General features: G+C 37.2%; 22 protein-coding genes. 19 read left to right on the top strand and 3 right to left on the bottom strand.

Features of this window, described 5'->3' with window-relative positions; all coding sequences use genetic code 11:
• Positions 1–103 precede the first annotated feature (103 nt).
• Positions 104–2008, bottom strand: coding sequence for a transcription termination factor Rho (gene rho / locus ACN1CN_RS16105; protein WP_419136359.1), 1905 nt, complete (start codon positions 2006–2008; stop codon positions 104–106).
• 183 nt (positions 2009–2191) lie between these two features.
• On the opposite strand from rho, the gene ACN1CN_RS16100 reads away from it, so the two are divergent.
• From ACN1CN_RS16100 to ACN1CN_RS16090, 3 genes are all read left to right on the top strand, one after another.
• On the top strand, positions 2192–2608 hold the full coding sequence (locus ACN1CN_RS16100; protein WP_291286046.1) for a DUF4293 domain-containing protein: 417 nt from the start codon (positions 2192–2194) through the stop codon (positions 2606–2608).
• A 167-nt stretch (positions 2609–2775) separates the two neighbouring features.
• Positions 2776–3438, top strand: a complete 663-nt coding sequence (locus ACN1CN_RS16095; protein ID WP_419136358.1) for a response regulator — start codon at positions 2776–2778, stop codon at positions 3436–3438.
• Positions 3439–3474: 36 nt separating this feature from the next.
• On the top strand, positions 3475–4386 hold the full coding sequence (locus ACN1CN_RS16090) for a sensor histidine kinase (protein ID WP_419136357.1): 912 nt from the start codon (positions 3475–3477) through the stop codon (positions 4384–4386).
• 7 nt (positions 4387–4393) lie between these two features.
• Here the strand turns inward: ACN1CN_RS16090 and ACN1CN_RS16085 are convergent, their stop codons facing one another.
• Together ACN1CN_RS16085 and ACN1CN_RS16080 are read right to left on the bottom strand one after the other, a co-directional pair.
• Positions 4394–4888, bottom strand: a complete 495-nt coding sequence (locus tag ACN1CN_RS16085; protein ID WP_264524673.1) for a metallophosphoesterase family protein — start codon at positions 4886–4888, stop codon at positions 4394–4396.
• Between the two features lie 326 nt (positions 4889–5214).
• Positions 5215–7131 carry an SPFH domain-containing protein gene (locus ACN1CN_RS16080; protein ID WP_419136356.1) on the bottom strand — a complete coding sequence of 639 codons (1917 nt, stop codon included), beginning with the start codon at positions 7129–7131 and terminating at the stop codon, positions 5215–5217.
• Between the two features lie 455 nt (positions 7132–7586).
• Between ACN1CN_RS16080 and truA the strand changes: the two genes are divergently transcribed.
• The 16 genes from truA to ACN1CN_RS16000 all read left to right on the top strand — a co-directional run bounded on the left by truA (position 7587) and on the right by ACN1CN_RS16000 (position 21961).
• Positions 7587–8321 carry a tRNA pseudouridine(38-40) synthase TruA gene (gene truA / locus ACN1CN_RS16075; RefSeq protein WP_419136355.1) on the top strand — a complete coding sequence of 245 codons (735 nt, stop codon included), beginning with the start codon at positions 7587–7589 and terminating at the stop codon, positions 8319–8321.
• A 70-nt stretch (positions 8322–8391) separates the two neighbouring features.
• Positions 8392–10146, top strand: a complete 1755-nt coding sequence (locus ACN1CN_RS16070) for an ABC transporter ATP-binding protein (protein ID WP_264524677.1) — start codon at positions 8392–8394, stop codon at positions 10144–10146.
• Between the two features lie 145 nt (positions 10147–10291).
• Positions 10292–10876, top strand: coding sequence for an NUMOD4 domain-containing protein (locus ACN1CN_RS16065; RefSeq protein WP_264524678.1), 585 nt, complete (start codon positions 10292–10294; stop codon positions 10874–10876).
• 338 nt (positions 10877–11214) lie between these two features.
• Positions 11215–12603 carry a dihydrolipoyl dehydrogenase gene (gene lpdA, locus ACN1CN_RS16060; RefSeq protein WP_121329580.1) on the top strand — a complete coding sequence of 463 codons (1389 nt, stop codon included), beginning with the start codon at positions 11215–11217 and terminating at the stop codon, positions 12601–12603.
• A 418-nt stretch (positions 12604–13021) separates the two neighbouring features.
• Positions 13022–13975 carry an SPFH domain-containing protein gene (locus tag ACN1CN_RS16055; RefSeq protein ID WP_419136354.1) on the top strand — a complete coding sequence of 318 codons (954 nt, stop codon included), beginning with the start codon at positions 13022–13024 and terminating at the stop codon, positions 13973–13975.
• Positions 13975–14217, top strand: a complete 243-nt coding sequence (locus ACN1CN_RS16050; RefSeq protein WP_264524680.1) for a hypothetical protein — start codon at positions 13975–13977, stop codon at positions 14215–14217. The genes ACN1CN_RS16055 and ACN1CN_RS16050 overlap by 1 nt, the downstream gene beginning before the upstream one ends.
• Positions 14218–14229: 12 nt before the next feature.
• A complete protein-coding gene (locus tag ACN1CN_RS16045) occupies positions 14230–15162 on the top strand; it encodes a hypothetical protein (protein WP_419136353.1) in 933 nt (310 codons plus the stop codon).
• Positions 15163–15189: 27 nt separating this feature from the next.
• Positions 15190–16149, top strand: a complete 960-nt coding sequence (locus ACN1CN_RS16040) for a DUF6620 family protein (protein WP_419136352.1) — start codon at positions 15190–15192, stop codon at positions 16147–16149.
• Between the two features lie 109 nt (positions 16150–16258).
• Positions 16259–17005, top strand: coding sequence for a DUF2314 domain-containing protein (locus ACN1CN_RS16035; RefSeq protein ID WP_419136351.1), 747 nt, complete (start codon positions 16259–16261; stop codon positions 17003–17005).
• A gap of 149 nt (positions 17006–17154) precedes the next feature.
• A complete protein-coding gene (locus tag ACN1CN_RS16030; protein WP_419136350.1) occupies positions 17155–17646 on the top strand; it encodes a TPM domain-containing protein in 492 nt (163 codons plus the stop codon).
• Between the two features lie 189 nt (positions 17647–17835).
• A complete protein-coding gene (locus ACN1CN_RS16025; RefSeq protein ID WP_419136349.1) occupies positions 17836–18744 on the top strand; it encodes an arginase family protein in 909 nt (302 codons plus the stop codon).
• Between the two features lie 87 nt (positions 18745–18831).
• A complete protein-coding gene (locus ACN1CN_RS16020; protein ID WP_419136348.1) occupies positions 18832–19221 on the top strand; it encodes a DUF1801 domain-containing protein in 390 nt (129 codons plus the stop codon).
• 64 nt (positions 19222–19285) lie between these two features.
• Positions 19286–19939, top strand: coding sequence for a DUF2306 domain-containing protein (locus ACN1CN_RS16015; RefSeq protein ID WP_419136347.1), 654 nt, complete (start codon positions 19286–19288; stop codon positions 19937–19939).
• Positions 19940–19991: 52 nt separating this feature from the next.
• Positions 19992–20915 carry a PhzF family isomerase gene (locus ACN1CN_RS16010; RefSeq protein WP_419136346.1) on the top strand — a complete coding sequence of 308 codons (924 nt, stop codon included), beginning with the start codon at positions 19992–19994 and terminating at the stop codon, positions 20913–20915.
• 16 nt (positions 20916–20931) lie between these two features.
• Complete coding sequence (locus ACN1CN_RS16005; RefSeq protein ID WP_419136345.1) at positions 20932–21363, top strand: GNAT family N-acetyltransferase; 432 nt, start codon at positions 20932–20934, stop codon at positions 21361–21363.
• A 193-nt stretch (positions 21364–21556) separates the two neighbouring features.
• Entirely contained in the window at positions 21557–21961 is a 405-nt protein-coding gene (locus ACN1CN_RS16000) for a hypothetical protein (RefSeq protein ID WP_419136344.1), read from the top strand.
• Positions 21962–21974: the final 13 nt, after the last annotated feature.

Raw genomic sequence — 21974 nt, 5'->3', positions numbered from 1 at the left:
TCCAAAGTGCATTTCACTTTAAAACTCAGGACCTTTTATCTAAATAGTCTATATATCTTAGTATCTCAGAACCTCAGCTCCTTAGTATCTTAGCACCTTCCTCCTAGTCATTCATAGAAATCAAAAACTCTTCATTGTTTCTAGTTTTCTTGAAACGGTCGTTTACGAAATCCATAGATTCTACCGGATTCATATCAGACAGGTATTTACGCATGATCCACATTCTTTGTAATGTTTTCTCGTCCAGTAATAAATCATCACGACGTGTACTTGACGAAGTAAGATCGATAGCCGGGAAGATACGTTTGTTGGCAATTTTACGATCCAATTGAAGTTCCATGTTACCGGTACCTTTAAATTCTTCAAAGATCACCTCATCCATTTTAGAACCTGTTTCAGTCAATGCTGTTGCGATAATACTTAATGAACCTCCGTTTTCTACATTTCTTGCCGCTCCAAAGAAACGTTTTGGTTTTTGCAATGCATTAGCATCAACACCTCCACTTAAAACTTTACCTGAAGCAGGCTGAACTGTGTTATAAGCTCTTGCCAAACGCGTAATAGAATCGAGTAAAATAACCACATCGTGTCCGCATTCTACCAATCGTTTTGCTTTTTCAAGTACGATATTGGCAATTTTCACGTGTTCCTGTGGTTCTCTGTCAAAAGTAGAAGCAATAACTTCTCCTCTTACACTGCGTTGCATATCGGTCACCTCTTCAGGACGCTCATCGATCAAAAGAACAATAAGGTATACTTCGGGATGGTTGGCTGCGATTGCGTTGGCAATGTCTTTTAGTAACATTGTCTTTCCCGTTTTAGGCTGAGCGACAATCATACCACGCTGTCCTTTTCCAATTGGAGAAAACAAATCGATAATACGGGTTGAAACTGAACTGCCTTTTTCAGCTAATTTGAATTTTTCAGAAGGGAAAACCGGGGTAAGATGTTCAAAAGAAACTCTGTCGCGAACAACTTGCGGATCGTGACCATTAATTTTAAGTACACGAACAAGAGGGAAAAATTTCTCTCCTTCTTTTGGAGGACGAACCACTCCTTTTACAGTATCTCCGGTTTTAAGACCAAACAATCTGATTTGTGACGTTGATAAATAAATATCATCGGGAGAGGCTAAATAATTATAATCTGATGAACGTAAAAAACCATAACCGTCCGGCATCATTTCAAGAACACCTTCGCTTTCTATAATTCCATCAAACTCAAAGTCTGAATCTCTGAAATTACTCTTTTTATTTTTATGGTTTGGATTTTGATTCCCGTTATTTCCATTCCCGTTCTGGTTAGAATTTGGATTCTGATTTGGGTTTGGGTTGGGATTCTGATTTTGATTTTTATTCTGGTTCGGATTAACCTTTTTGGTTTGAACCGGTGCTTCTGCTTTTTCAGCTGTCGGAACTTCTGCTACCGTTTCGTTTTCCGGAATTGCTTCTTTTGTTGCTTCTTTTTCTTTTTGCAAAGCGACCTTTTTCTCGTAAGCTGATTTATTAAATTTTACGATCTTCGGTCCTTTTTTCTCTACTTCTTGATTCTCCGTATTTTCAGTATTCTCGGTATTTTCGTTGTTTTCCTGAACCTCCGGAGCTGCTTCGGCAATTTTAACTTCTGCTGTTTCTTTCGCCGCTGCATTTCCTTTTATCTTAGGATTGGTTTTAGGATTTGCTTTGATCGCCGGGGTTTTATTTGCTGCAACTGGTGCTGCTGCTTTTTCAGGAGCTTCCTCTACTTTATCAAATTCCAGAACTGGTGCATTCTTGCTGATTGGTGTTTTTTTGGCCGGAACAATTCTTGCTCTTTTCGGTTTATCATCAACTATTTCCGCTTCTGCCACAGGATTTGCCGGCGGCGCTACAGTCGCTTCTTGATGTGCTAAAATCTGACTGATTAAAGTCTCTTTTTTAACACCATTAAACTTTATAGTTTTAGCTAACTTAGCTATTTCTTGAAGCTCAGAAAGCTTCATTTCTTTTAATGCAGAAATATCAAACATGAATGTTCTATGAATTTAATTATTTTAACGGAAATACTGTAAAAAGAATAGGTAGATATTTTTTTTCGATTGACCGCAGTATGAAGTGCTTACGGTATTATGATGCAATAATACGAATAAAATTTAATCATACAATAGTATTTTATAAAAAGAAAATATATTTTTGTAAAACAATTTTAGACCATGATACAACGAATTCAAACCGTATATTTAATTCTTACCTTTTTAATCACAGGGGTATTACTTTTTTTTATTCCGCTTTGGACCTTAAATAATGGTAAGCCATTTTACTTTATGCAGGATAAGTTTTACGCTGTTCTTTTAAGCTTAAGTACCATGCTTACTATTCTTAGTATCATTTCATACAAAAAAAGACAAAATCAGTTTGTAATGGGCAGACTGAACATAATATTAAATTTAATTTTATTGGGATTATTTGTATATCGATCTCTAAATTTATCTGGAGATACTACTACCATTGTATCAGAGAAAGGTATTGGGATGTTTCTACCTATTGTTGCTATCGTATTATTAGTTTTAGCTAATAAGGCCATCAAAAAGGATGAAGATCTTGTAAAATCTGTAGACCGTTTGAGGTAAACCTATAAACTTAAATTTTTTGTGCGAAGAGAACCCGAATTTTAAATTCGGGTTTTTTTGTGCCTTACATTTTCTGCCATTTTAAACAGAACAGCCAAAACAACCTTAAAAAGAAACCTTGTAAGATAATTTTTGCTTAATTTTGTGTTTCAGCTCCTAAACTAATTATGAAACACAAAATAAGAATACACCTTGCAGATGATCATCAGGTGCTTATTGATGGCCTGACCAACCTGCTGCAAACCGTTGAAAATTTTGAAGTGGTAGGCAATTCACTGGACGGCACCACTGTTTATAATGATATCCTCCAAAGCAATCCCGATATTTTGATCCTGGACATCAGTATGCCTAAAAAAGACGGCATAGAAGTAGTTAAAGAGCTGCTGCAGAAAGAATTTCAATGCAAAATCATTATTTTGTCCAGCTACGATGATTTAAAAATTATCAAAGAAGTAATGAAACTAGGCGTAAAAGGCTACCTCACCAAAAAATGCGCCGGAGAAAATATAATCGAAGCCATAGAAGCCGTTTATCAGGGACAGGAATATTTTTGCGATTCGGTAAGAGAAAAAATCTTTAACATCTTCTCTCATAACAATCCAAAACTCAACAAAAACATTCAGGTCGAAAACCCCATTCTAAGCGCGCGTGAAGTTGAAATCATTACCTTAATTGCCTTAGAATACAGTGGAAAAGAAATCAGCGAGCAGCTTTTCATCAGCACAAATACCGTAGAAACACACCGAAAAAATATCATGAAAAAATTACAGATAAAAAGTACCATTGGCCTTGTAAAATATGCCCTGAAAAACAATCTGATCAATTCCTGATACCTATACCAACACACCTAAACAATTCAAGTCGCCATGTCTCTTTTTAGAATTTTTCTATTTTTCAGTCTTTTAATTTCTTTAAATAGCGGCCTTGCAGCTTCTCAGCAGAAGAGGGCTTCTGAAAATACGACTATTGCAGTTGCCGAAAATTCGCAAGAAAACAGCATTTCTACTTCAGAAAATATACGAAACAAACAAATCATCAGTTTGTCGATTGTACTGGTAATCCTGTTGTTCTTCCTGTTCTATTTTTTCTATCAGAACAATAAACTGAAGCAAAAAATAAAACGAAAAGAGATCAAGCAAAAGATATTGCTAAACGTAATTAATGCCGCAATCGACAGCCAGGAAGTAGAACGAAAAAAAATCGCATCATTTTTACACGACAACATCAACTCTTTGGTTTCTTCTGTCGGACTTCACTTAAAAACTTTTACAACACAAAACAATATAGAATCTGACGAAATTAAGAAAGCAAAAGCTATTTTGCAGGAAGCACATGATCTTTTACGGGATGCTTCACACGATCTGGTTCCTACCCTTTTGGTTCGCTTTGGTTTAATTTATGCCCTGGAAGATTTATGTGAAAGAAACTCCAATTCGCATATTCATTTTGAATTTTCAAGTGCCATTCCGACTAAAAAAAGATACACCGAAAAATTTGAAATGAAGCTTTATTTTATTGTGACAGAGCTATTCAACAACATCATCAAACACAGTGACGCGCAAAAAGCCAAAATTTCCTTATCCGAAAAAAACAACCAATTTCTCATTGAAATTCAGGACAACGGAAAAGGTTTTGAAACCGAAAAGCTAAACCATGTTGAAGGTTTTGGTCTCAACCGAATCAGGGCCCGAATCAAGAAATACAAAGGAACTATCTCGATTACCTCCAAAAAAAACGAAGGAACTTTTATCAAAATTCAGGTCCCTTTACCACTTTAAGTCAAGTTTATTTCTTCCCGATTTCTACGATCTCCAGGTCTTTAATTTTATCGCCGTCAATTACAAATCGCAACATCGTTCGAACCTGATGAAACCCACTTTTTCCGGCTGCACCGGGATTCATATGCAACAGATTATTTTTTTTATCAAACATAACCTTCAGTATATGTGAATGCCCGCAAATGAATAGTTTGGGCGGATTCAGTGCCATTTCTTCCTTTATATTGGGATTATACTTTCCCGGATATCCTCCAATATGCGTAATCCAGACCGAGACATCCTCACATAAAAACCGATTGTGTAAAGGAAATTCCAATCGCGCCTGTGCGTCATCAATATTACCATACACACAACGAAGCGGTTTCAACTTTTTGATGGTATCCGTAACATTCAGATCCCCAATATCTCCCGCATGCCACACTTCATCAGCCTGAGCAACGTATTTTAAAATGGTATCATCAATATGACTGTGCGTATCCGAAAGCAGAAGAATTTTTTTCATTTAGTAGGTAAAGAGGTTCAGAGGGGCAAAGGTACAAAGGTTTTTTTAAAAGGTGCTAAGGCGCTAAGATACTAAGGTTCTAAGGTTTTCTTTTTCGAGGTTCATAGTGACAAAGAGGCAAAGTTACAAAGGTTTCTTTTAAAGGTACTAAGACGCTAAGGTTCTAAGTTTTTTTTTTACATCTCACATTTCACATCTCACATTTCACATCTCACATTTCACATCTCACAATCAAAAAAAAATCCGACTCGTAAAAAACGAATCGGATTTATTAGATGTTACGTATTTCAATAAAAAACACGCTCACCTTTTAGGACTATAACTTGTTATCCCTTTTTAGGTGTTTTTGTTTCTTTTAGGTCTTTGGTATCCATCATTTCCATGAGTTTTAACCCAAGTAAACCGCTAATAGAACCGTCAGAACCGCCATTTCCGGAGATTAGTACATCAGGAATTACTTTGATATTTCCTTTACCAATTTCTTCGGTTACTTTGTATCTGGTAAAATTATCCCCACCCATCGCGCTAACTTGCAGTTGGTACGATTCTGCTGTCGATTTACCAACAGCCATAATTTTCTCTGCTTCGGCCAAACCGGTTTTTGAGATACGCTCTGCCTCGGCACTTGCATTCAATTTGGTCGCTTCGGCCTGTGCACCTGCTCTTGCTTTCGTTGCTTCTGCCTCAGCATTTGCACGCATTTTAGTTGCTTCTGCTTCAGCGTTCACATTCAATTTCAAACTGGTAGCATCACCTTCCGCTTTCTTAACGGTCGCATCGGCAGTACGCTGTGCAATTTCAACACTTTGTGAAGCACGCACAATCTCTTTCTGCATATCTGCAATTGCCGTTTCTTTTTCCATTCCCTGACGCTGTTCCTGAGCCATCCTTTGGGTTTGATATGTTTTTTGCTCTTCTTCAGCCAACTTCCTGTCCGTTAAGGTTTTCATCAACGAATCCGGCGGAACAATATCTCCAATCAAGGTGTCAACAGCATTAACATTATATTCGTCAAGTACTAATTTTATGTGATTCTTAGCAGATTCCTGACGTTCTTTTCTGGTACTTAAGAAAGAAATTACATCACTGTCCTGAGCCGAGTTTCTGAAATAATTACCAATGGTAGGCTCTAAAACCTGAGAAACCAGATTGTTCATGCTTCCAAAACGCGCAATTACTTTTGGAGCTTCATTTGCCGGTACATGGATAATCTGCGCTACGTCAAGATTAAAAGGGAAACCGTCTTTTGAACGAACTGTAATGGTAGACAGGTTTTTATCTAAATCATGCGATTCACTGCGTGCGTTTGCCCAGTTTAAAACTAAATTAGTTGTTGGCACAGGTTCCAGTTTGGTCGTGTATTTGTTCAGGGCATATTTCCCCGGTCCAAAAGGCTCCATCCAAACACCTCGTTGTCCTTTTGAAACAATATTTCCGTGTTTAAAAGTATCTCCAGTAACATCCTGACCGTCTTCTCCAATATAAGAAATCACCACACCAACATATCCTATTGGCACATCTGTCATCGGATTTTGTTCGATTAAGATTCCCCACGTATTAATGTAGTACGACCCTGCCAGCATTACCTGAGGCTGCAGACCACGATTTCCTCCTTTGTCCAAAAATTGATCAAAGTCCTGAAAGTTATTGTGCCCTTCCACAAACTTCCCGGCAATTTGTCCCTGCGGAATAGGCTCGCCGTCAAGAGCGGTCACAATACCAATCATATTCTCATAAATCTTGATCTGATCTGCAATTATAATTTCAAACAAAAAGGTATTAATACGATACGATCCTGTTGTAATAAATGCGGTCTGACGTCCTTTTTGTCCGCCATTGTTTAAAAAAGAAGTAGCGTCCTGAAAATTATCACTGTCCACTCTTCTTGCCAGGATTCTTCCGGTTGGAATCTCCTGTCCGTCTTTACTTAAAACCAATCCAATTTTACCTTCCGGAATAACCGTAAATCCGGTCATATCAATTGAATATTGCCAGATCCACATTCCCCAGTACAAACCCGGAGCAAGTGTTTGCGCCTGATACCCGGCTTCTCCTTTTGTAGCGATAATACGCCCGTCGGGAAGCGATTTATCAGCGCCGAACAAAACAAATTTCTTGGTTACCAAACCAATTTTATTTTCCGGAACCATAACCATTCCGAAAAATACACGCAAAATAAACTTGTAAAAAACAATGGCAAATAAGATTAAAATTATCCACCAATAAGAAGTAATTTCATTCATAGTTTTAATATTTAGTATTACAAACATAGGAGAAATACTTCCTGTTAAAATGAAAAATTTTAAAATTTAACTCTTATTAATTTTTACTTAAAAAAGTTAAAATTTGATTCCTTCTCCATCGTTAGAATTGTCAATTTCTGACACGATTTTTTAGTCTGTCAACTGCGGTTGGCATTTTGGGCTTTAACAGTTTCTTCATAAGTCCAGAGGCGCATAGGTACAAAGGAACAAAGGTTTTTGTTTTAGAAATTATGAAATACTAAAGTTTTATGCTACCGAGATAATAAGTAACTTATAAAAACTCAAACCTCACAAAGAAAAAACTTAGAACCTTATTGCCTTAGCAACTCAGAACCTTTTAAAAAAGCCTTTGTACCTTTGCCTCTCTGTCCCTTTGAGCCTCTTTTTAAAAAAACCTTCGTACCTTTGCCACTCTGAACCTTTGAACCTTTACTTTGAGATATTTTATTCAATTTGCTTACAACGGAACACATTATCATGGGTGGCAGTTTCAGCCCAACGCGTCTTCTGTTCAGGAAACTTTAAACAAAGCGCTTTCTATTTTATTAAGCACTCCTATAAATGTAATGGGTGCGGGACGAACGGATACCGGAGTTCATGCACAGGAAATGTATGGCCATTTTGATGTTGAAACTCCATTGGAGGTTCCAACTTTGATTCATAAGCTCAACTCCTATTTACCAAAAGACATTGCTATTTTTAATATACTTCCGGTTCACGATGACGCGCATTGCCGATTTGATGCCACCAGAAGAACCTATGAATACCACATCAACACTGTTAAAAATCCATTTTTAGAGGAATTGAGTTGGTACTTTAATCAAAAATTAGATGTAGATTTGATGAATGAAGCTGCGAAAATTTTACTGCTCCACACCGACTTCCAGTGTTTTTCGAAAGTAAATACAGATGTCAATACTTTTGATTGCACGATTTTTGAGGCCTACTGGAAACAAGAAAACAACAAGCTGATATTTACCATTTCGGCCAATCGTTTTCTTCGAAACATGGTTCGCGCAATTGTTGGAACATTAGTAAATATTGGTTTGCATAAAATTTCTCTGGACGATCTTGAAAATATTATCGCCAGTAAAAGCAGGGAAAAAGCCGGTTTTTCGGTACCGGCACACGGATTGTATTTAACCGAAATTGATTACGATTATATATAGCTTTAGGCTATAGGCCACAGGCAATAAGTCTGGATGCCTAATGCTTAATGCTTAATGCCTCAATAAATAAATGAAAGCAAAAGCATTTGATACCGGATTATTCAAACGAATTTTAAAATATACCAAACCTTATAAATGGCGTTACTACGGCGTTATTATTTTTGCTGTTTCGCTCTCTATTTTTGCAGCCCTTCGTCCGTATTTATTAAAACAAACGGTCGACGGCTATATCAAGACGCATGACAAAGAAGGTTTACTCCTTTACATCATCTTAATGGGAGTTGTTCTTTTGATGGAAGTATTCTCTCAGTTTTATTTTGTTTACTGGGCCAACTGGCTTGGGCAGGACATTGTAAAAGACATCCGTACCAAACTTTTCAAACACATACTGAGCTTCAGAATGAAGTATTTTGACCTTGTACCCGTAGGACAATTGGTAACAAGATCCGTTTCAGACATCGAATCCATTGCCCGTATTTTTAGTCAGGGGCTTTTTATGATCATCAGTGATTTGATGAAAATGCTGGTGGTCCTTATTTTTATGTTTTACATGAACTGGAAATTAACGTGGATCGTAGTAGTCGCCATGCCAATTCTGGTGTACATTACCCGAATTTTTCAGCGTAAAATGCAGGTCGCTTTTGAAGAAGTGCGCACGCAGATTGCCAATATGAACTCTTTCGTGCAGGAACGCGTTACGGGAATGAAAATCGTACAGCTTTTTAACCGCGAACAAATCGAAGCCGATAACTTTAAAGAAATTAACAACAAACACAGAGTTGCCTGGATCAAAACCATTTTATACAACTCGATATTTTTCCCGATTGCCGATATCATCTCTTCCATTACTTTGGGCTTGGTTGTTGTTTATGGAGGTTTTAAAATCCTGAACGGAGATCATTTTACCACTTTTGGAGATTTGTTTTCGTATACCATGTTTATCGGAATGCTGTTCAATCCACTACGTCAGATTGCGGATAAATTCAACGAGATGCAATTAGGAATGATTGCTGCCAATCGTGTGTTTGATATTATCGATACTCAGGATCATATTCAGGATACCGGAACGATCGAAGCACCTATTTTTGAAGGAAGCATCGAATTTAAAGACGTCCGCTTCAGTTATATTCCGGAAGAAGAAGTGATAAAAGGAATTGATTTATCTGTCGCATCAGGACAAACTGTTGCCATTGTAGGTTCGACAGGAGCTGGAAAGTCAACTATTATCAATTTATTGAATCGTTTCTACGAGATCAACAGCGGTACCATTTGCATTGACGGACATAATATCGAAAATTATACTTTGGCATCCTTGCGAAAACAAATTGCCGTGGTTTTACAAGATGTATTTTTGTTTGCCGATACCATTTACAACAACATTACTTTACACAATCCCGAAATTACGCGCGATCAGGTTTTAGAGGCTGCCAAAAAAATCGGAGTCCACGATTTCATCATGAGTTTGCCCGACAATTATGATTTTGATGTAAAAGAACGAGGCGTAATGCTTTCATCTGGTCAGCGCCAGTTAATTGCCTTTTTAAGATCGTATGTCAGCAACCCGAGTATTTTAATTCTCGACGAAGCAACATCATCCATAGACACCTATTCTGAAGAATTAATTCAGCGCGCTACCGAAACCATTACCAAAGGAAGAACTTCGATCATCATCGCGCACCGTTTGGCAACCATTGTAAACGCCGACAAAATTGTGGTGATGGATAAAGGCTTGATCGTAGAACAGGGAACGCATCACGAATTACTCCTTAAAACCGACGGTTATTACAAAAATCTGTACGACTCTCAATTTGCTGTGGCCAACTAGAGATTTCGAAATGCTAAAAAAGTTCTTAAAAAAGTTAAATTAGCGTTATAAGAATCATAAATCTACTGGTTCACAGGCCTTAGGATAGCATTCCTTTTTTTTGAATTATTTATCTTTGAGAGACAAAATTCAAATGCAAAAGAAAATGCCACAAAACAGATTTTATCCTAACGAAGAATTCAAAGAAATAGAAATAAACGCCTCATTACAACTTAGATATGCCATTTCAAACAAAGGCCGACTGATTAGTTTTTCAGATGAAATTCAAAACGGACGCATCCTGAAAGGCGGCTTAAGCGATGGTTATCCTACCTTTAGATTTAAGGTCAAAAAAGACGACAAAATTGTCAACAAATATCTTTTCCTGTACAAATTAGTTGCACATTACTTCATCCCAAAAGAGTCCGAAGAACAAACTTATGTACTTCATTTGGATTACAACCGCAGCAACGATGATGTAAAAAATTTATGTTGGGCGACCAAAGCTGAAATGATGGCACACAGCCGCAAAAGTCCGCATGTGATTCAGGCCAAAAAGAACCTGATCGAACACAATTTAAAAGCCGACGGAAGAAAATTAACAACCACCAAAGTCATGTTAATCAAAAAAATCCTCGCACGTCCGGAACAAAAAACACGTCTGAAAATGATTGCCAAACAATTTGGCGTAAGCGAAATGCAGATACGACGTATTGCCAGCGGTGAAAACTGGGGGCATGTTAAGGTGTAATTGTTAATTATGAATTTTTAATTCGATATAATATACGCTGAGCGGAGTCGAAGAACTTTTGAACACGAAAGGTCTTTGGCTCCGCTTTGTTAATGAAAGTTTTATTTTGCAGATTTAAAGCAAAAAACATAATTTTAAATTTATAATTCATAATTAACAATTAACATTTCGCACAATCTCTGTGAAAAGATCAAAATCAGTAAGGCTAAAAATAAATTTTAAAGTATTTTTTAAAATAAATCCTTAAATTCGCAAGCACAAATAACAAAAGAATAAATCGACAAATGAGTTTCGGAATTAAACTGCATTTTCGGTAATAAATACTAAAAACCAAACAAATGAAATACGACGTTATTGTTTTAGGAAGTGGTCCCGGTGGATATGTAACAGCAATCAGAGCTTCACAATTAGGCTTTAAAGTAGCTGTAGTTGAAAAAGAAAACTTAGGTGGTGTATGTTTAAACTGGGGATGTATCCCAACAAAAGCATTATTAAAATCAGCTCAGGTTTTTGATTATCTAAAACATGCATCTGACTACGGATTGAAAGTTTCTGAGTTCGACAAAGATTTCCCGGCAGTAGTTCAACGTAGCCGTGGGGTTGCTGAAGGAATGAGCAAAGGAGTTCAGTTTTTGATGAAAAAGAACAAAATTGACGTTATCGAAGGTTTTGGAAAACTAAAACCAGGAAAAAAACTTGACGTTACAGACAAAGACAATAAAGTTACTGAATATAGCGCTGATCACATTATCATCGCAACCGGAGCTCGCTCTCGTGAGTTGCCAAACCTACCACAAGATGGTGTAAAAGTAATTGGTTACCGTCAGGCAATGACCTTACCAACACAACCAAAATCTATGATTATTGTAGGTTCTGGAGCAATTGGAGTTGAGTTTGCTCACTTCTACAACTCAATGGGAACTGAAGTTACTATTGTGGAATTTATGCCAAACGTTGTTCCTGTAGAAGACGAAGATATCTCAAAACAATTTGAGCGTTCTTTGAAAAAAGCCGGAATTAAAATCATGACTAACTCATCTGTTGAGCGTATTGACACAACTGGTGCAGGAGTTAAAGCATTTGTTAAAACTGCAAAAGGTGAAGAAGTTCTTGAAGCTGACATCGTACTTTCGGCAGTTGGAATTAAAACAAACATTGAAAACATCGGTTTAGAAGAAGTTGGAATCGCTGTTGACAGAGATAAAATCTTAGTAAACGCTTACAACGCAACTAATATTCCTGGATATTATGCAATTGGAGACGTTACTCCAGGGCAAGCTTTGGCTCACGTAGCTTCTGCAGAAGGAATTAACTGTGTAGAAAAAATTGCAGGTTTACACGTAGACCCAATCGATTACGGAAACGTTCCTGGTTGTACGTATGCAACTCCTGAAATCGCTTCTGTAGGTTTAACTGAAAAACAAGCTAAAGAAAAAGGATACGAATTAAAAATTGGTAAATTCCCATTCTCAGCTTCAGGAAAAGCTAAAGCTGCCGGAACACCAGACGGATTCGTAAAAGTAATCTTTGATGCTAAATATGGAGAATGGTTAGGATGCCACATGATTGGTGCAGGAGTTACCGATATGATTGCTGAAGCAGTTGTAGCCCGTAAACTTGAAACTACAGGTCATGAAATCCTTAAATCGATCCACCCTCACCCAACCATGAGCGAGGCTGTTATGGAAGCTGTAGCGGATGCTTACGGCGAAGTAATTCACTTGTAAAAAATAGACCTTTACGGTTACATATAATTTTCAATTTAAAGAATCCGATTTGTGAAAACAGATCGGATTCTTTTTTTGCCCACTTTTGTCTCACGCTCGAAAATTATCCGCAAAGTATATCATTTCGACTGAAAGGAGGCTCGAGCGATAGCGAACTGACGAAGTCAATCACACCCGAATGTCGACAAAGAAACTGCACAAAGTATGTCATTTCGAGGAACGAGAAATCCCCACAAGAAATTCCACAAAGTATATCTTCAATCATTGTCGATATGCGAATGTGATTTCTCCCTCCGGTCGAAATGACAATACAAGGTTTTTAAAATTTTAACAAACGAAAAGTTGTTAAAAACTTGACATAAAAAGAGCGTATCGTCGTCTTATAATTCTTATTTTTATTTCTTATAAATAAGAATTCATGAAACTACCTTTTATAGAAATAATTGAAGCCACAACAAGTGACCCAAATTTACTGATGTGGAAATTTTATGATGAAGACAAAGAAATCAAAAACGGAGCAAAACTAACCGTTCGAGAAAGTCAGCACGTTATGCTTTTAAATGAAGGGCAGCTCGCTGATGTTTTTTCTCCCGGGCTTTACACCTTATCTACTGAAAACATTCCTGTTTTAAGCAAACTAAAAGGCTGGAAATACGGTTTCGAAAGTCCGTTTAAAGTGGATGTTTATTTTTTCAATACCCATCAGTTTATCAATAATAAATGGGGAACTCCCGCTCCTATCCTGCTCAATGATCCGCAATTTGGTCAAATCAGAATTCGCGCTTTTGGTAATTTTGATCTTAAAATCGCCGATGCTGCCAAATTCTTCCGACAATATGCCGGAACCTATCCGCAGCTCACGATTTTTGAATTACAAAATCAGCTGAGAGATTTTGTGGCTCCAAAATTTGGAGAAGTTCTCGCAAACGAAAATATAACCGTTACAGACATTGCCGGAAATATTACACAATTAGGGAAAAAAATCGAACCTTATCTTAAGCCTTATTTTGAGCAATTAGGAATCGAGCTCACCCAGTTTGTCATCACTAGTGTAACCTTACCGGAAGAAGTTACAGCCCATTACGATAAAATCACTAATATGAATATGGTGACCGATATGGACAAATTTACCAAATTCAATACCGCAACGGCTATTGGCGATAAAGGAACAGCGCTTCACGATGCGACTCAAAATGCGTTGAGCATGGGAATCCTTCTCAATCAATTACAGCAAAATAAAGAAACTCCGAAAGAAGAAATCAAAGACGATATAACTACAAAACTTCAAAAACTAAAATCTTTATTTGATGCCGGTTTAATTGACGAAGACGAGTTTAAAAACAAAAAAACCGAACTGTTAAGCCAATTGTAATGGAAGAGAAAAAAGTCAACTCGTTTTTAGACAAACTCAAGGCTAATGCGAAAAAGCAAGCCAATTACGGCGGTGAGTCCGAAAGCAGCGAGGCGCAGCTGAACGCCAGAGACTGCCCAAACTGTGGTGCCGGAAGAGCCAAACAAGACGGTGTAACACATTGCGCCTATTGCGGATTTGAATTTATAACCGTCAAACTTACAGACGGGGTTTACATTAAAAAAGAAGATAATTCAATTTAAAAATAAGAGACAGTGTTCGGATTATTCAACAAACAAAAAGGCGAAGACGCTGTTCCCGAATGGCATTCAGAACTTAAGGAATCACAGGAAAGATGGTTTAATTTCTTAGAAAAACTAGAAGCCAAAATGGAAGAGTTTGCCACGGCAGCTATTCCGGAGCTCAAAGAAATTTTACAAACCGATGACGATTTGTACAAGAGAACCTTTCATAAAGTCTATTCGGGCGTAAACGGGCAATTGTCTAATATCAGAGAAAAAGCCAGAACTACCTACGACGAAAAAATAATAAACGTTTATTACAACTACAATTCACATATCTCTGTTTTAAGCAAACACCACAATCTGGTTTCCGATTTTAGAAACCACTGTTCTGATCGTTACCATGCTTTTGAAGACAACTACGAATATTGGAGAAATCAAATCGAAAAAACACAGGAACGTGACCTCGAAATCGAATATCAAAAAATAGTCGACGAGTATGAAGCCATTAAAGACAAATTCAGCTGTACACAATGTGGTGGCAATATTCAAATCGAAAAAATATTTTTAATCGAAACCTATATCGCTTGTCCCTACTGCAAAACGCAAAACACCTTTGCGCCCAGCACGCAGGGAAGAAATCTGCAAAATATTGCAAGAGGTCTGGCCGAACAAAGAACTGCGCATTTGTACGAAGCCTTTGAAACCGAAAACAACAAAGAACGCGAATTGTACCATCAGCGTCATGAATTAAGTTTGAGTAAAATTCACGAATCAAACAAAAAGGTTTTAAGTGAAATTCAGTCAAAAATGGACGATTTAGAAGAACAAAGACAATTTGTGATTAAAAATGCTCCCAAACTATATCAGGTTTATTTGCGCGCTATGTACGACGAATGGAATAGAATTACACCCGATTTAAAAGAACACAACGAAAAAATGTATCAAAATCAAATACAATCCTAATAATTTATTAACCCTAAAATTTGAAAAATGTTTAAAAAACTTTTTGGAGCTCTAACTGGAGACAACAAGCAGGAAAACCAGAATTATGAAGCACAAACTTCAAATGACAATTATGAAAATGAATACGAAAATGAGGATCAGGAAGTACAATACGATCCGGAAACTTTACACGGAACACATTATACTGTAGAAGATTTTGATGCCGAAGTTGCCGAAAGAGCCGAAGCATGGATTGCAGACGAACGTGCAAGTGGAGAAAATCTGGAAGACAAAGACATTCAAAACATATATTTTAATTACAGAAGAACGGTTTACACCGAATGGAACAACTGCGATTCAGATCAGATGATTCGTTTTGAGCACGCCAACTCTTTAAAATACAGCGGAGTTCAGGTTTCGGGATTTGTAAAAGTTGACGATAACAATCCGTTCCTCGAGCCTGTACATGGTGTAGATTTAAGAACCTATACCGCAATGTGTCTTAAAATCAGTGCCGGAGTCGATTACCTTGAAGTTTGTAAAGCAATGGGATTTGAGCCTGTAATCTGGGAAGAACTTAACACCATCTGGCCACAGCGTATGGGAGAAGATACTTCGTTTACGGTTACCACTTTGTTTGGACAATATTATGCCGAAAATGTAACGGTTCCACAATTAGAAAACCTGAATGCTGAAATTTCGGAAGAAGGAGCTGCTAATCTTGAAAAAATCAGAACCGACCGTTATTTCTATGAAGAACTTGCAGGTGCCAGACAAGCCGCTTACGAGTACGGAATCGATGGTGCCCAATGGATTTTAGAAAATTTCGGAATCAATCTTGCCGATTTCCAATCGGTAGCCATGCAATGGATGACCGAGCAAAATCAAAACTGGAATTCAGCAGATATTACAGAATTTCATGACTATCAACAAGCAAAACAAAAGGAGTATGCCGCAAAATTTGCTGCAGAACAAGGAGGAAATATTGCAGACGATGTAAATTTCTAAATTGACTTTCTTATCAGTATAAAAAACCGATTTGCAAAACAAATCGGTTTTTTGTTCGTTTAAAACATTTCAGAATTCTATAAAAGTTACTTCATAAAAACAATACCAAATGGAAAACACACCTACCTTCTTTGCCGACGGGGAAAACCCAATAATGATCGAAGCCTATAAAAGAGCACAAGAAACCTTCAAATATTTCTGGAGAGAATTATCGTGGGAATACCGTCGAATCGTTCCGGGACTTGATGTTGCCTGTGTAAAACTGGCCTTCACACAAGAGATAGACGGAGAAACCGTAGTCGAACATATGTGGATTAACGATATTAATTTTGACGGCGACACCATTTATGGCATCCTGGTAAATCAACCCAATGATTTAACCAACGTCAATAATGGCGACGAAATACAAATACCTGCCAATCAAATAAGCGATTGGTTGTTTGCCAGCGATGGAAAAACTTACGGCGCTTTCACCATACAAGCCATGCGTTCAGAAATGGATGAAGACGAAAGAGAAGATCACGACGAAGCCTGGGGATTAGATTTTGGAGATTACAACGACATACTGGTTGTTTCAGATCAAAAAGAAAAGCCCGAAAATCTTATCGAGCATCCAATGAGCAAAAACATGAAGGAAAGCCTTATTGATTTTGTAAAAAATAATCCCGAAGAACTTAGCGCAACAGATGAACTGGGATATACTTTTCTGCATCGTGAAACCATTGCAGGAAACAAAACAAGTGTAGAAATTTTACTGGAATTTGGAGCTGATGTGAAAGCCGAAACTGTCAATGGAAAAACCGCTCTTGATTTTGCAAAACAGCTAAACTGGGAACATTTAATTCCTTTGTTGTAATATTTAACCTTTAAAGTCCGATTTTCATAAGCAAGTCGGACTTTTTTTTTGAAATTTCTATGAAAATAAATATTAATTTATAGTAACCATTAAGACACCTTTTTTTAATAATAAAGCACTAATTTTGCGGCACCCAAAACAAATCTGCCATGAAAAAAATATTGCTAGTAGTAACATTTACTCTTTTTTTACCCTATGCCCTTCTTGCGCAAACCAAAACCGAAGCACAGGCCATTTTTGCAAAATCAACTAATTATGTAAACGATTTTGAAAAAATCCTTACTGCAAGCCAGATCAAGAATCTGAACGACTTTTTAAAAGCAGGCGAGAACAAGACTAAAACTAAAATTACTATTGTAACCACTTCTTCAATAGCCCCTTATACCAACCTTACCGATTATTCATCCGATTTTGAACAATACCTGGTTTCTACCTTAAAAATTGACTCCTCTATTTTGATTGTTTTAAGCAAGCAACTCAGACAAATTCAGATTCAGGGAGTTAATAAACTGCGTCCTAAAATGAGCGATCAGGAAATTAAAGATATAGTATCGGCCTATGTGCTTCCGGAACTAAAAAAAGGTGATTACCATAAAGCCTTACAGGAAGGTACAATTCAGCTTATTAAGAAGCTCGAATAAAAAATCCTTTTTATCGATAACCGATTTAATCCGAAAAAATAGTAAAATCTGACTTGTGAAAACGGGTCGGATTTTTTTTTATCTATAAAAAACGTTTGTTGTCCTGCAGACAATTCAATACAAACATAGCGATCTCCCCTCTTAACGCGCGATTTATTTTCATAACTTTAGCACTAAATAAATAAGGTTATGAAAGAAATATGCATTGTTGAATTTCCATCAAATTTGGGTTTAAAAGAACCTCAACCCGGAAAAGAACCAGGCGTAAAAAAACTGCCGGATTGGTTATGGAAACATAATTTACACAAAGTCATTCTCCCTAAAAACATCATCAGGCTTGACCCTCCTAAATATTCAAATAGCCGTGATCCTGAAACTCAGCTTCTCAATAGCAATTCACTGATTGGTTATGCCAGAGAGCAGGCCTATTTGCTAAACAACTTGCTTTCTCAAAACAAATTTCCATTTATTTTGGGCGGAGACTGCAGCATTCTACTGGGAGCAGCTATCGCTTTAAAGCAAAAAGGAAATTACGGATTGTTTTATCTGGACGGGCATACCGATTTTATGGATATCGCCTTATCCGAAACCGGGGGTGTTGGCGGAATGGCCGCATCAATAGTTACCGGAAACGGAACTGAAAAACTAACCAATATTCTAAACCTGCGTCCTTATATCAACGAAGAAAACCTATGGTGCGTGGGCAACCGCGAATATGATGATGCCTATGAAAATGAAATTCGCAATTCGGCTGCCACTTATGTTAGTCTTAAAAACTTACGAAAACAGGGGATTTTAAAAAGCGTACAATCTTTTCTTTCAGAAGTAAAGAACAAAAAACTGGATGGTTTCTGGCTGCATATTGATCTGGATGTTCTAAACGATGCTGTAATGCCTTGCGTAGACAGCCGAACGCCTGACGGACTTACTTATGAAGAGTTCAATGAGCTACTTTCACTCCTTTTTCAAAGCAATCAATTAACCGGACTTGAAATTACCATTTTAGACCCTGATCTCGACGTTACCGGACAATACACCAAAGAGTTTGTACATCAATTTACCACTACTTTTAATACCCATATCAATCTGGAGGTATAAAAACTTTTTGTCCTGATTTTGTCAAACTAAAAAACGTATTTTAGCTACTACCATTGAAGCAAAAAACGCAGCCAAAACAATTGCATCATGAATACAGCGATACAGGATTACAATAATTCACAAAGCAGTTCCTATCAGGAAATCTGCGATCGACTGGCGGTACTAATCGACGAAAATCTGCCGGAAGCCGAGAATAAAATCTGGCACGCGCATCCGGTCTGGTTTTTAGACGGAAATCCTATTGTAGGCTACAGCAAGCTAAAGAATAATGTTCGGCTATTGTTCTGGAGCGGTCAGTCTTTTGAGGAAAAAGAGCTTATCAACGAAGGTTCTTTTAAAGCGGCAGAATTTCGCTATACCTCAGTCGATCAAATTAACCCATCCGACTTAAAACGCTGGCTAAAAAAAGCAAGAGAAATTCAGTGGGATTATAAAAATATTGTCAAACGTAAGGGCGTTTTAGAGCGGTTAAAATAAACTAGCAATGAGCCAAGCCAAAGACAAAAAAGATATTGGACCAAACTAAAACTAGATCAATGAGATGGAGAGCCAAAAAATAATACAAGTCCTAATTTACTTTCATGCCCTGTTTGGTGCTATTGCGCTTGTTTCGGGATTCATCTCGTTACTCTCCCAAAAAGGAAAAAAAACGCATAAAAAACTCGGAAAACTCTTTTATTACACCATGCTTTTGTCGGCCATAAGTGCTTTGATTATTTCGGTTCTGCCCCAACATCAAAGTCCGTTTTTATTTTCAATTGGAATTTTTAGTTCCTATTTTGTACTTACAGGCTACAGGGCTTTGCGCTTTAAAAAGAGTGATGTAAACCTGAAAAACGATAAAATCATTTCGAGAATTATGATGATTACGGGACTTATAATGATCCTGTACAATCCGATTGTGCATCAGACTATCAATATTGTTTTAACTGCTTTTGGTCTTGTTGGACTGATTTTTTCAAGCAGAGATTTAATACTGTTTAAAAATAAAACCAGACTTAAAAGTGTCTGGCTCAAATTGCATTTAGGAAAAATGCTCGGCGGTTATATCTCTGCCACAACCGCTTTTGTTGTTGTAAATGATTTTTTCCCCAGCTTTTATGGTTGGTTTATCCCCGGAACAATCGGAGCATTTTATATTGTTTACTGGATGAGAAAAGTCAACAAAAAACAAACCGCAATAAGAATAGAATAGAAATATTGAAGAAACAAAAAAAGAAGAGAGACAATTTACTCCTTAAACTAAAATGAAAAAACGAATAACCTATCAAATTGATTCCTTTACCAAAGAAAAATTCAAAGGAAACCCGGCAGGAGTTGTGATAAATGCAGATGGAATGAGTGATTACGAGATGCAGCAAATTGCCAGGGAACTAAATAACTCAGAAACGGCATTTCTTTTCTCTCCCGATAGTCCCGACTGCGATGGAATTATACGCTATTTTACACCAAATACCGAAGTTCCCATCTGCGGGCACGCCACAATTGCAGCCATGTACGCAAAGGCAATCGAAGAAAAACTGGACTCCTGTATTCTAAGATACAAAACAAAAGTTGGTATTCTCCCATTTGAAATCATCCGAAAAAATGACGATTATCAAATTGTAATGACACAGGGAAGCTTCGAACTTAGTGAACCATTTAATGCAACGATCACACAAAAAATGTTAACGGCCTTAGGAGTGGAAAAAGCAGAAGTAGATGAAAGATGCCCGATTCAAATTGCTTCTACAGGTCATTCTAAAGTAATGATCGGAATCAAAAGCAGAACAAAACTAAATGCTTTAACTCCTAACTATACGGCTTTAGCCAACTTAAGCCAAGAGATTAACTGCAACGGGTATTTTGTTTTTACATTTGATTCTGACGATAAAGATGTTTTGACCTATGGCCGAATGTTTGCACCCGGAATTGGCATAAATGAAGATCCTGTTACCGGAAATGCAAACGGTCCTTTGGGTGGTTATTTGATTCAAAACAAAATTATTGCTTTTACTGGTAACGAATTTCAGTTTAACGGAAGACAAGGAGAAAAAATAGACCGTCTTGGAGTCATACAGGTCAGAGTGGCAATTGAGGATAATCGCCCAAAATTAATTCAGATCAAAGGAGATGCTGTTGCTGTTTTTAGAACCGAGATCCTTCTTTCGAGATTGCACTCAACTCCTTAATCCACTAAAAAACACAATGGAAATAACAGCCTTCCGAAAAAACGACTACGAGCCTTTAAGAACTTTATTCTTAAACGAGAGACGACGTACTTTTTCATGGCACGATCCTTCTGAATTTCAGTCGAAAGATTTTGACCGGGATACTAAAGGTGAGTTGATTTTAGTAGCGCGAGAGAACGAAATTCCGGTTGGCTTTATTTCGATCTGGATGAAGGATTATTTTATACATCATTTGTATGTCGACGAGCATTATCAGGGCAAAGGTATAGGAACCGAATTATTGAAAGCGGCAATCAAAGTTACAAAACTGCCCCTTACTTTAAAATGTTTAGAAAACAACTCCAAAGCCGTTGCCTTCTATCTCAAAAAAGGCTTTTGGGCCACCGAAAGAGGACAATCAGAACATGGCCCTTATATTTTATTTGAATTGAATGGAAATATAAATTAAGAAGTAAAACATCCCTATCGAATGAAAGCCTGCGAAAGAAAATGAGTACCATCGCATTGCCTATCGATCTTAAAAAAATAATCGATAACAAAAAAAACAATTTTGTTAATTTAAAGATACAAGACAGCAACGCAACCATTTAACAAAATTTACATCTATTAATTAAACCAATGTAAATTTTAAACCAGTTAACATGAAAAAATATTTTCTACTACTTGTAATAATGATCTTTAGCTCTTGTAGCAGCGCTGATCCCGAAGTTACTCCACAAAAAACATTAGAGGGCAAATGGAGTTGGATTGGTTCCAGCGGTGGGATAGCCGGAACCTACGAGACGCCAGAATCAACAAACAAAGTAATTTATCTTGAATTTTCAGGAGCTACTTTTAAAAAATATATTAACGGAAAATTAGATATTGAGTCCGCATATACCATAAAAACTGAAAAATCAATTTTTGGCGGCGAAAGACCAATGATTGTAAGTAATGAGCCTTCAAAAAAATTTGTTGCCATGTCATTCGAATTTGACGGCACTAAACTATACCTATACGAAGAATGTTACGACTGCTACGGATCAGGTTATGTCCGCGCAAAGTAATAACACAAACAAC

Origin of the sequence: Flavobacterium sp. T12S277 (genome assembly GCF_048514875.1) — a bacterium.
Lineage (GTDB): Bacteria > Bacteroidota > Bacteroidia > Flavobacteriales > Flavobacteriaceae > Flavobacterium.
The sequence above is the reverse complement of the archived record's forward strand: the minus strand, read 5'-3'. Positions and strand labels throughout refer to the sequence as shown.

Coding starts and splice junctions, on each gene's coding strand:
- rho (WP_419136359.1), bottom strand. CDS start 2,008: ATGTTTGATATTTCTGCATTAAAAGAAATGAAGCTTTCTGAGCTTCAA.
- ACN1CN_RS16100 (WP_291286046.1), top strand. CDS start 2,192: ATGATACAACGAATTCAAACCGTATATTTAATTCTTACCTTTTTAATC.
- ACN1CN_RS16095 (WP_419136358.1), top strand. CDS start 2,776: ATGAAACACAAAATAAGAATACACCTTGCAGATGATCATCAGGTGCTT.
- ACN1CN_RS16090 (WP_419136357.1), top strand. CDS start 3,475: ATGTCTCTTTTTAGAATTTTTCTATTTTTCAGTCTTTTAATTTCTTTA.
- ACN1CN_RS16085 (WP_264524673.1), bottom strand. CDS start 4,888: ATGAAAAAAATTCTTCTGCTTTCGGATACGCACAGTCATATTGATGAT.
- ACN1CN_RS16080 (WP_419136356.1), bottom strand. CDS start 7,131: ATGAATGAAATTACTTCTTATTGGTGGATAATTTTAATCTTATTTGCC.
- ACN1CN_RS16070 (WP_264524677.1), top strand. CDS start 8,392: ATGAAAGCAAAAGCATTTGATACCGGATTATTCAAACGAATTTTAAAA.
- ACN1CN_RS16065 (WP_264524678.1), top strand. CDS start 10,292: ATGCCACAAAACAGATTTTATCCTAACGAAGAATTCAAAGAAATAGAA.
- lpdA (WP_121329580.1), top strand. CDS start 11,215: ATGAAATACGACGTTATTGTTTTAGGAAGTGGTCCCGGTGGATATGTA.
- ACN1CN_RS16055 (WP_419136354.1), top strand. CDS start 13,022: ATGAAACTACCTTTTATAGAAATAATTGAAGCCACAACAAGTGACCCA.
- ACN1CN_RS16050 (WP_264524680.1), top strand. CDS start 13,975: ATGGAAGAGAAAAAAGTCAACTCGTTTTTAGACAAACTCAAGGCTAAT.
- ACN1CN_RS16040 (WP_419136352.1), top strand. CDS start 15,190: ATGTTTAAAAAACTTTTTGGAGCTCTAACTGGAGACAACAAGCAGGAA.
- ACN1CN_RS16035 (WP_419136351.1), top strand. CDS start 16,259: ATGGAAAACACACCTACCTTCTTTGCCGACGGGGAAAACCCAATAATG.
- ACN1CN_RS16030 (WP_419136350.1), top strand. CDS start 17,155: ATGAAAAAAATATTGCTAGTAGTAACATTTACTCTTTTTTTACCCTAT.
- ACN1CN_RS16025 (WP_419136349.1), top strand. CDS start 17,836: ATGAAAGAAATATGCATTGTTGAATTTCCATCAAATTTGGGTTTAAAA.
- ACN1CN_RS16020 (WP_419136348.1), top strand. CDS start 18,832: ATGAATACAGCGATACAGGATTACAATAATTCACAAAGCAGTTCCTAT.
- ACN1CN_RS16015 (WP_419136347.1), top strand. CDS start 19,286: ATGGAGAGCCAAAAAATAATACAAGTCCTAATTTACTTTCATGCCCTG.
- ACN1CN_RS16010 (WP_419136346.1), top strand. CDS start 19,992: ATGAAAAAACGAATAACCTATCAAATTGATTCCTTTACCAAAGAAAAA.
- ACN1CN_RS16005 (WP_419136345.1), top strand. CDS start 20,932: ATGGAAATAACAGCCTTCCGAAAAAACGACTACGAGCCTTTAAGAACT.
- ACN1CN_RS16000 (WP_419136344.1), top strand. CDS start 21,557: ATGAAAAAATATTTTCTACTACTTGTAATAATGATCTTTAGCTCTTGT.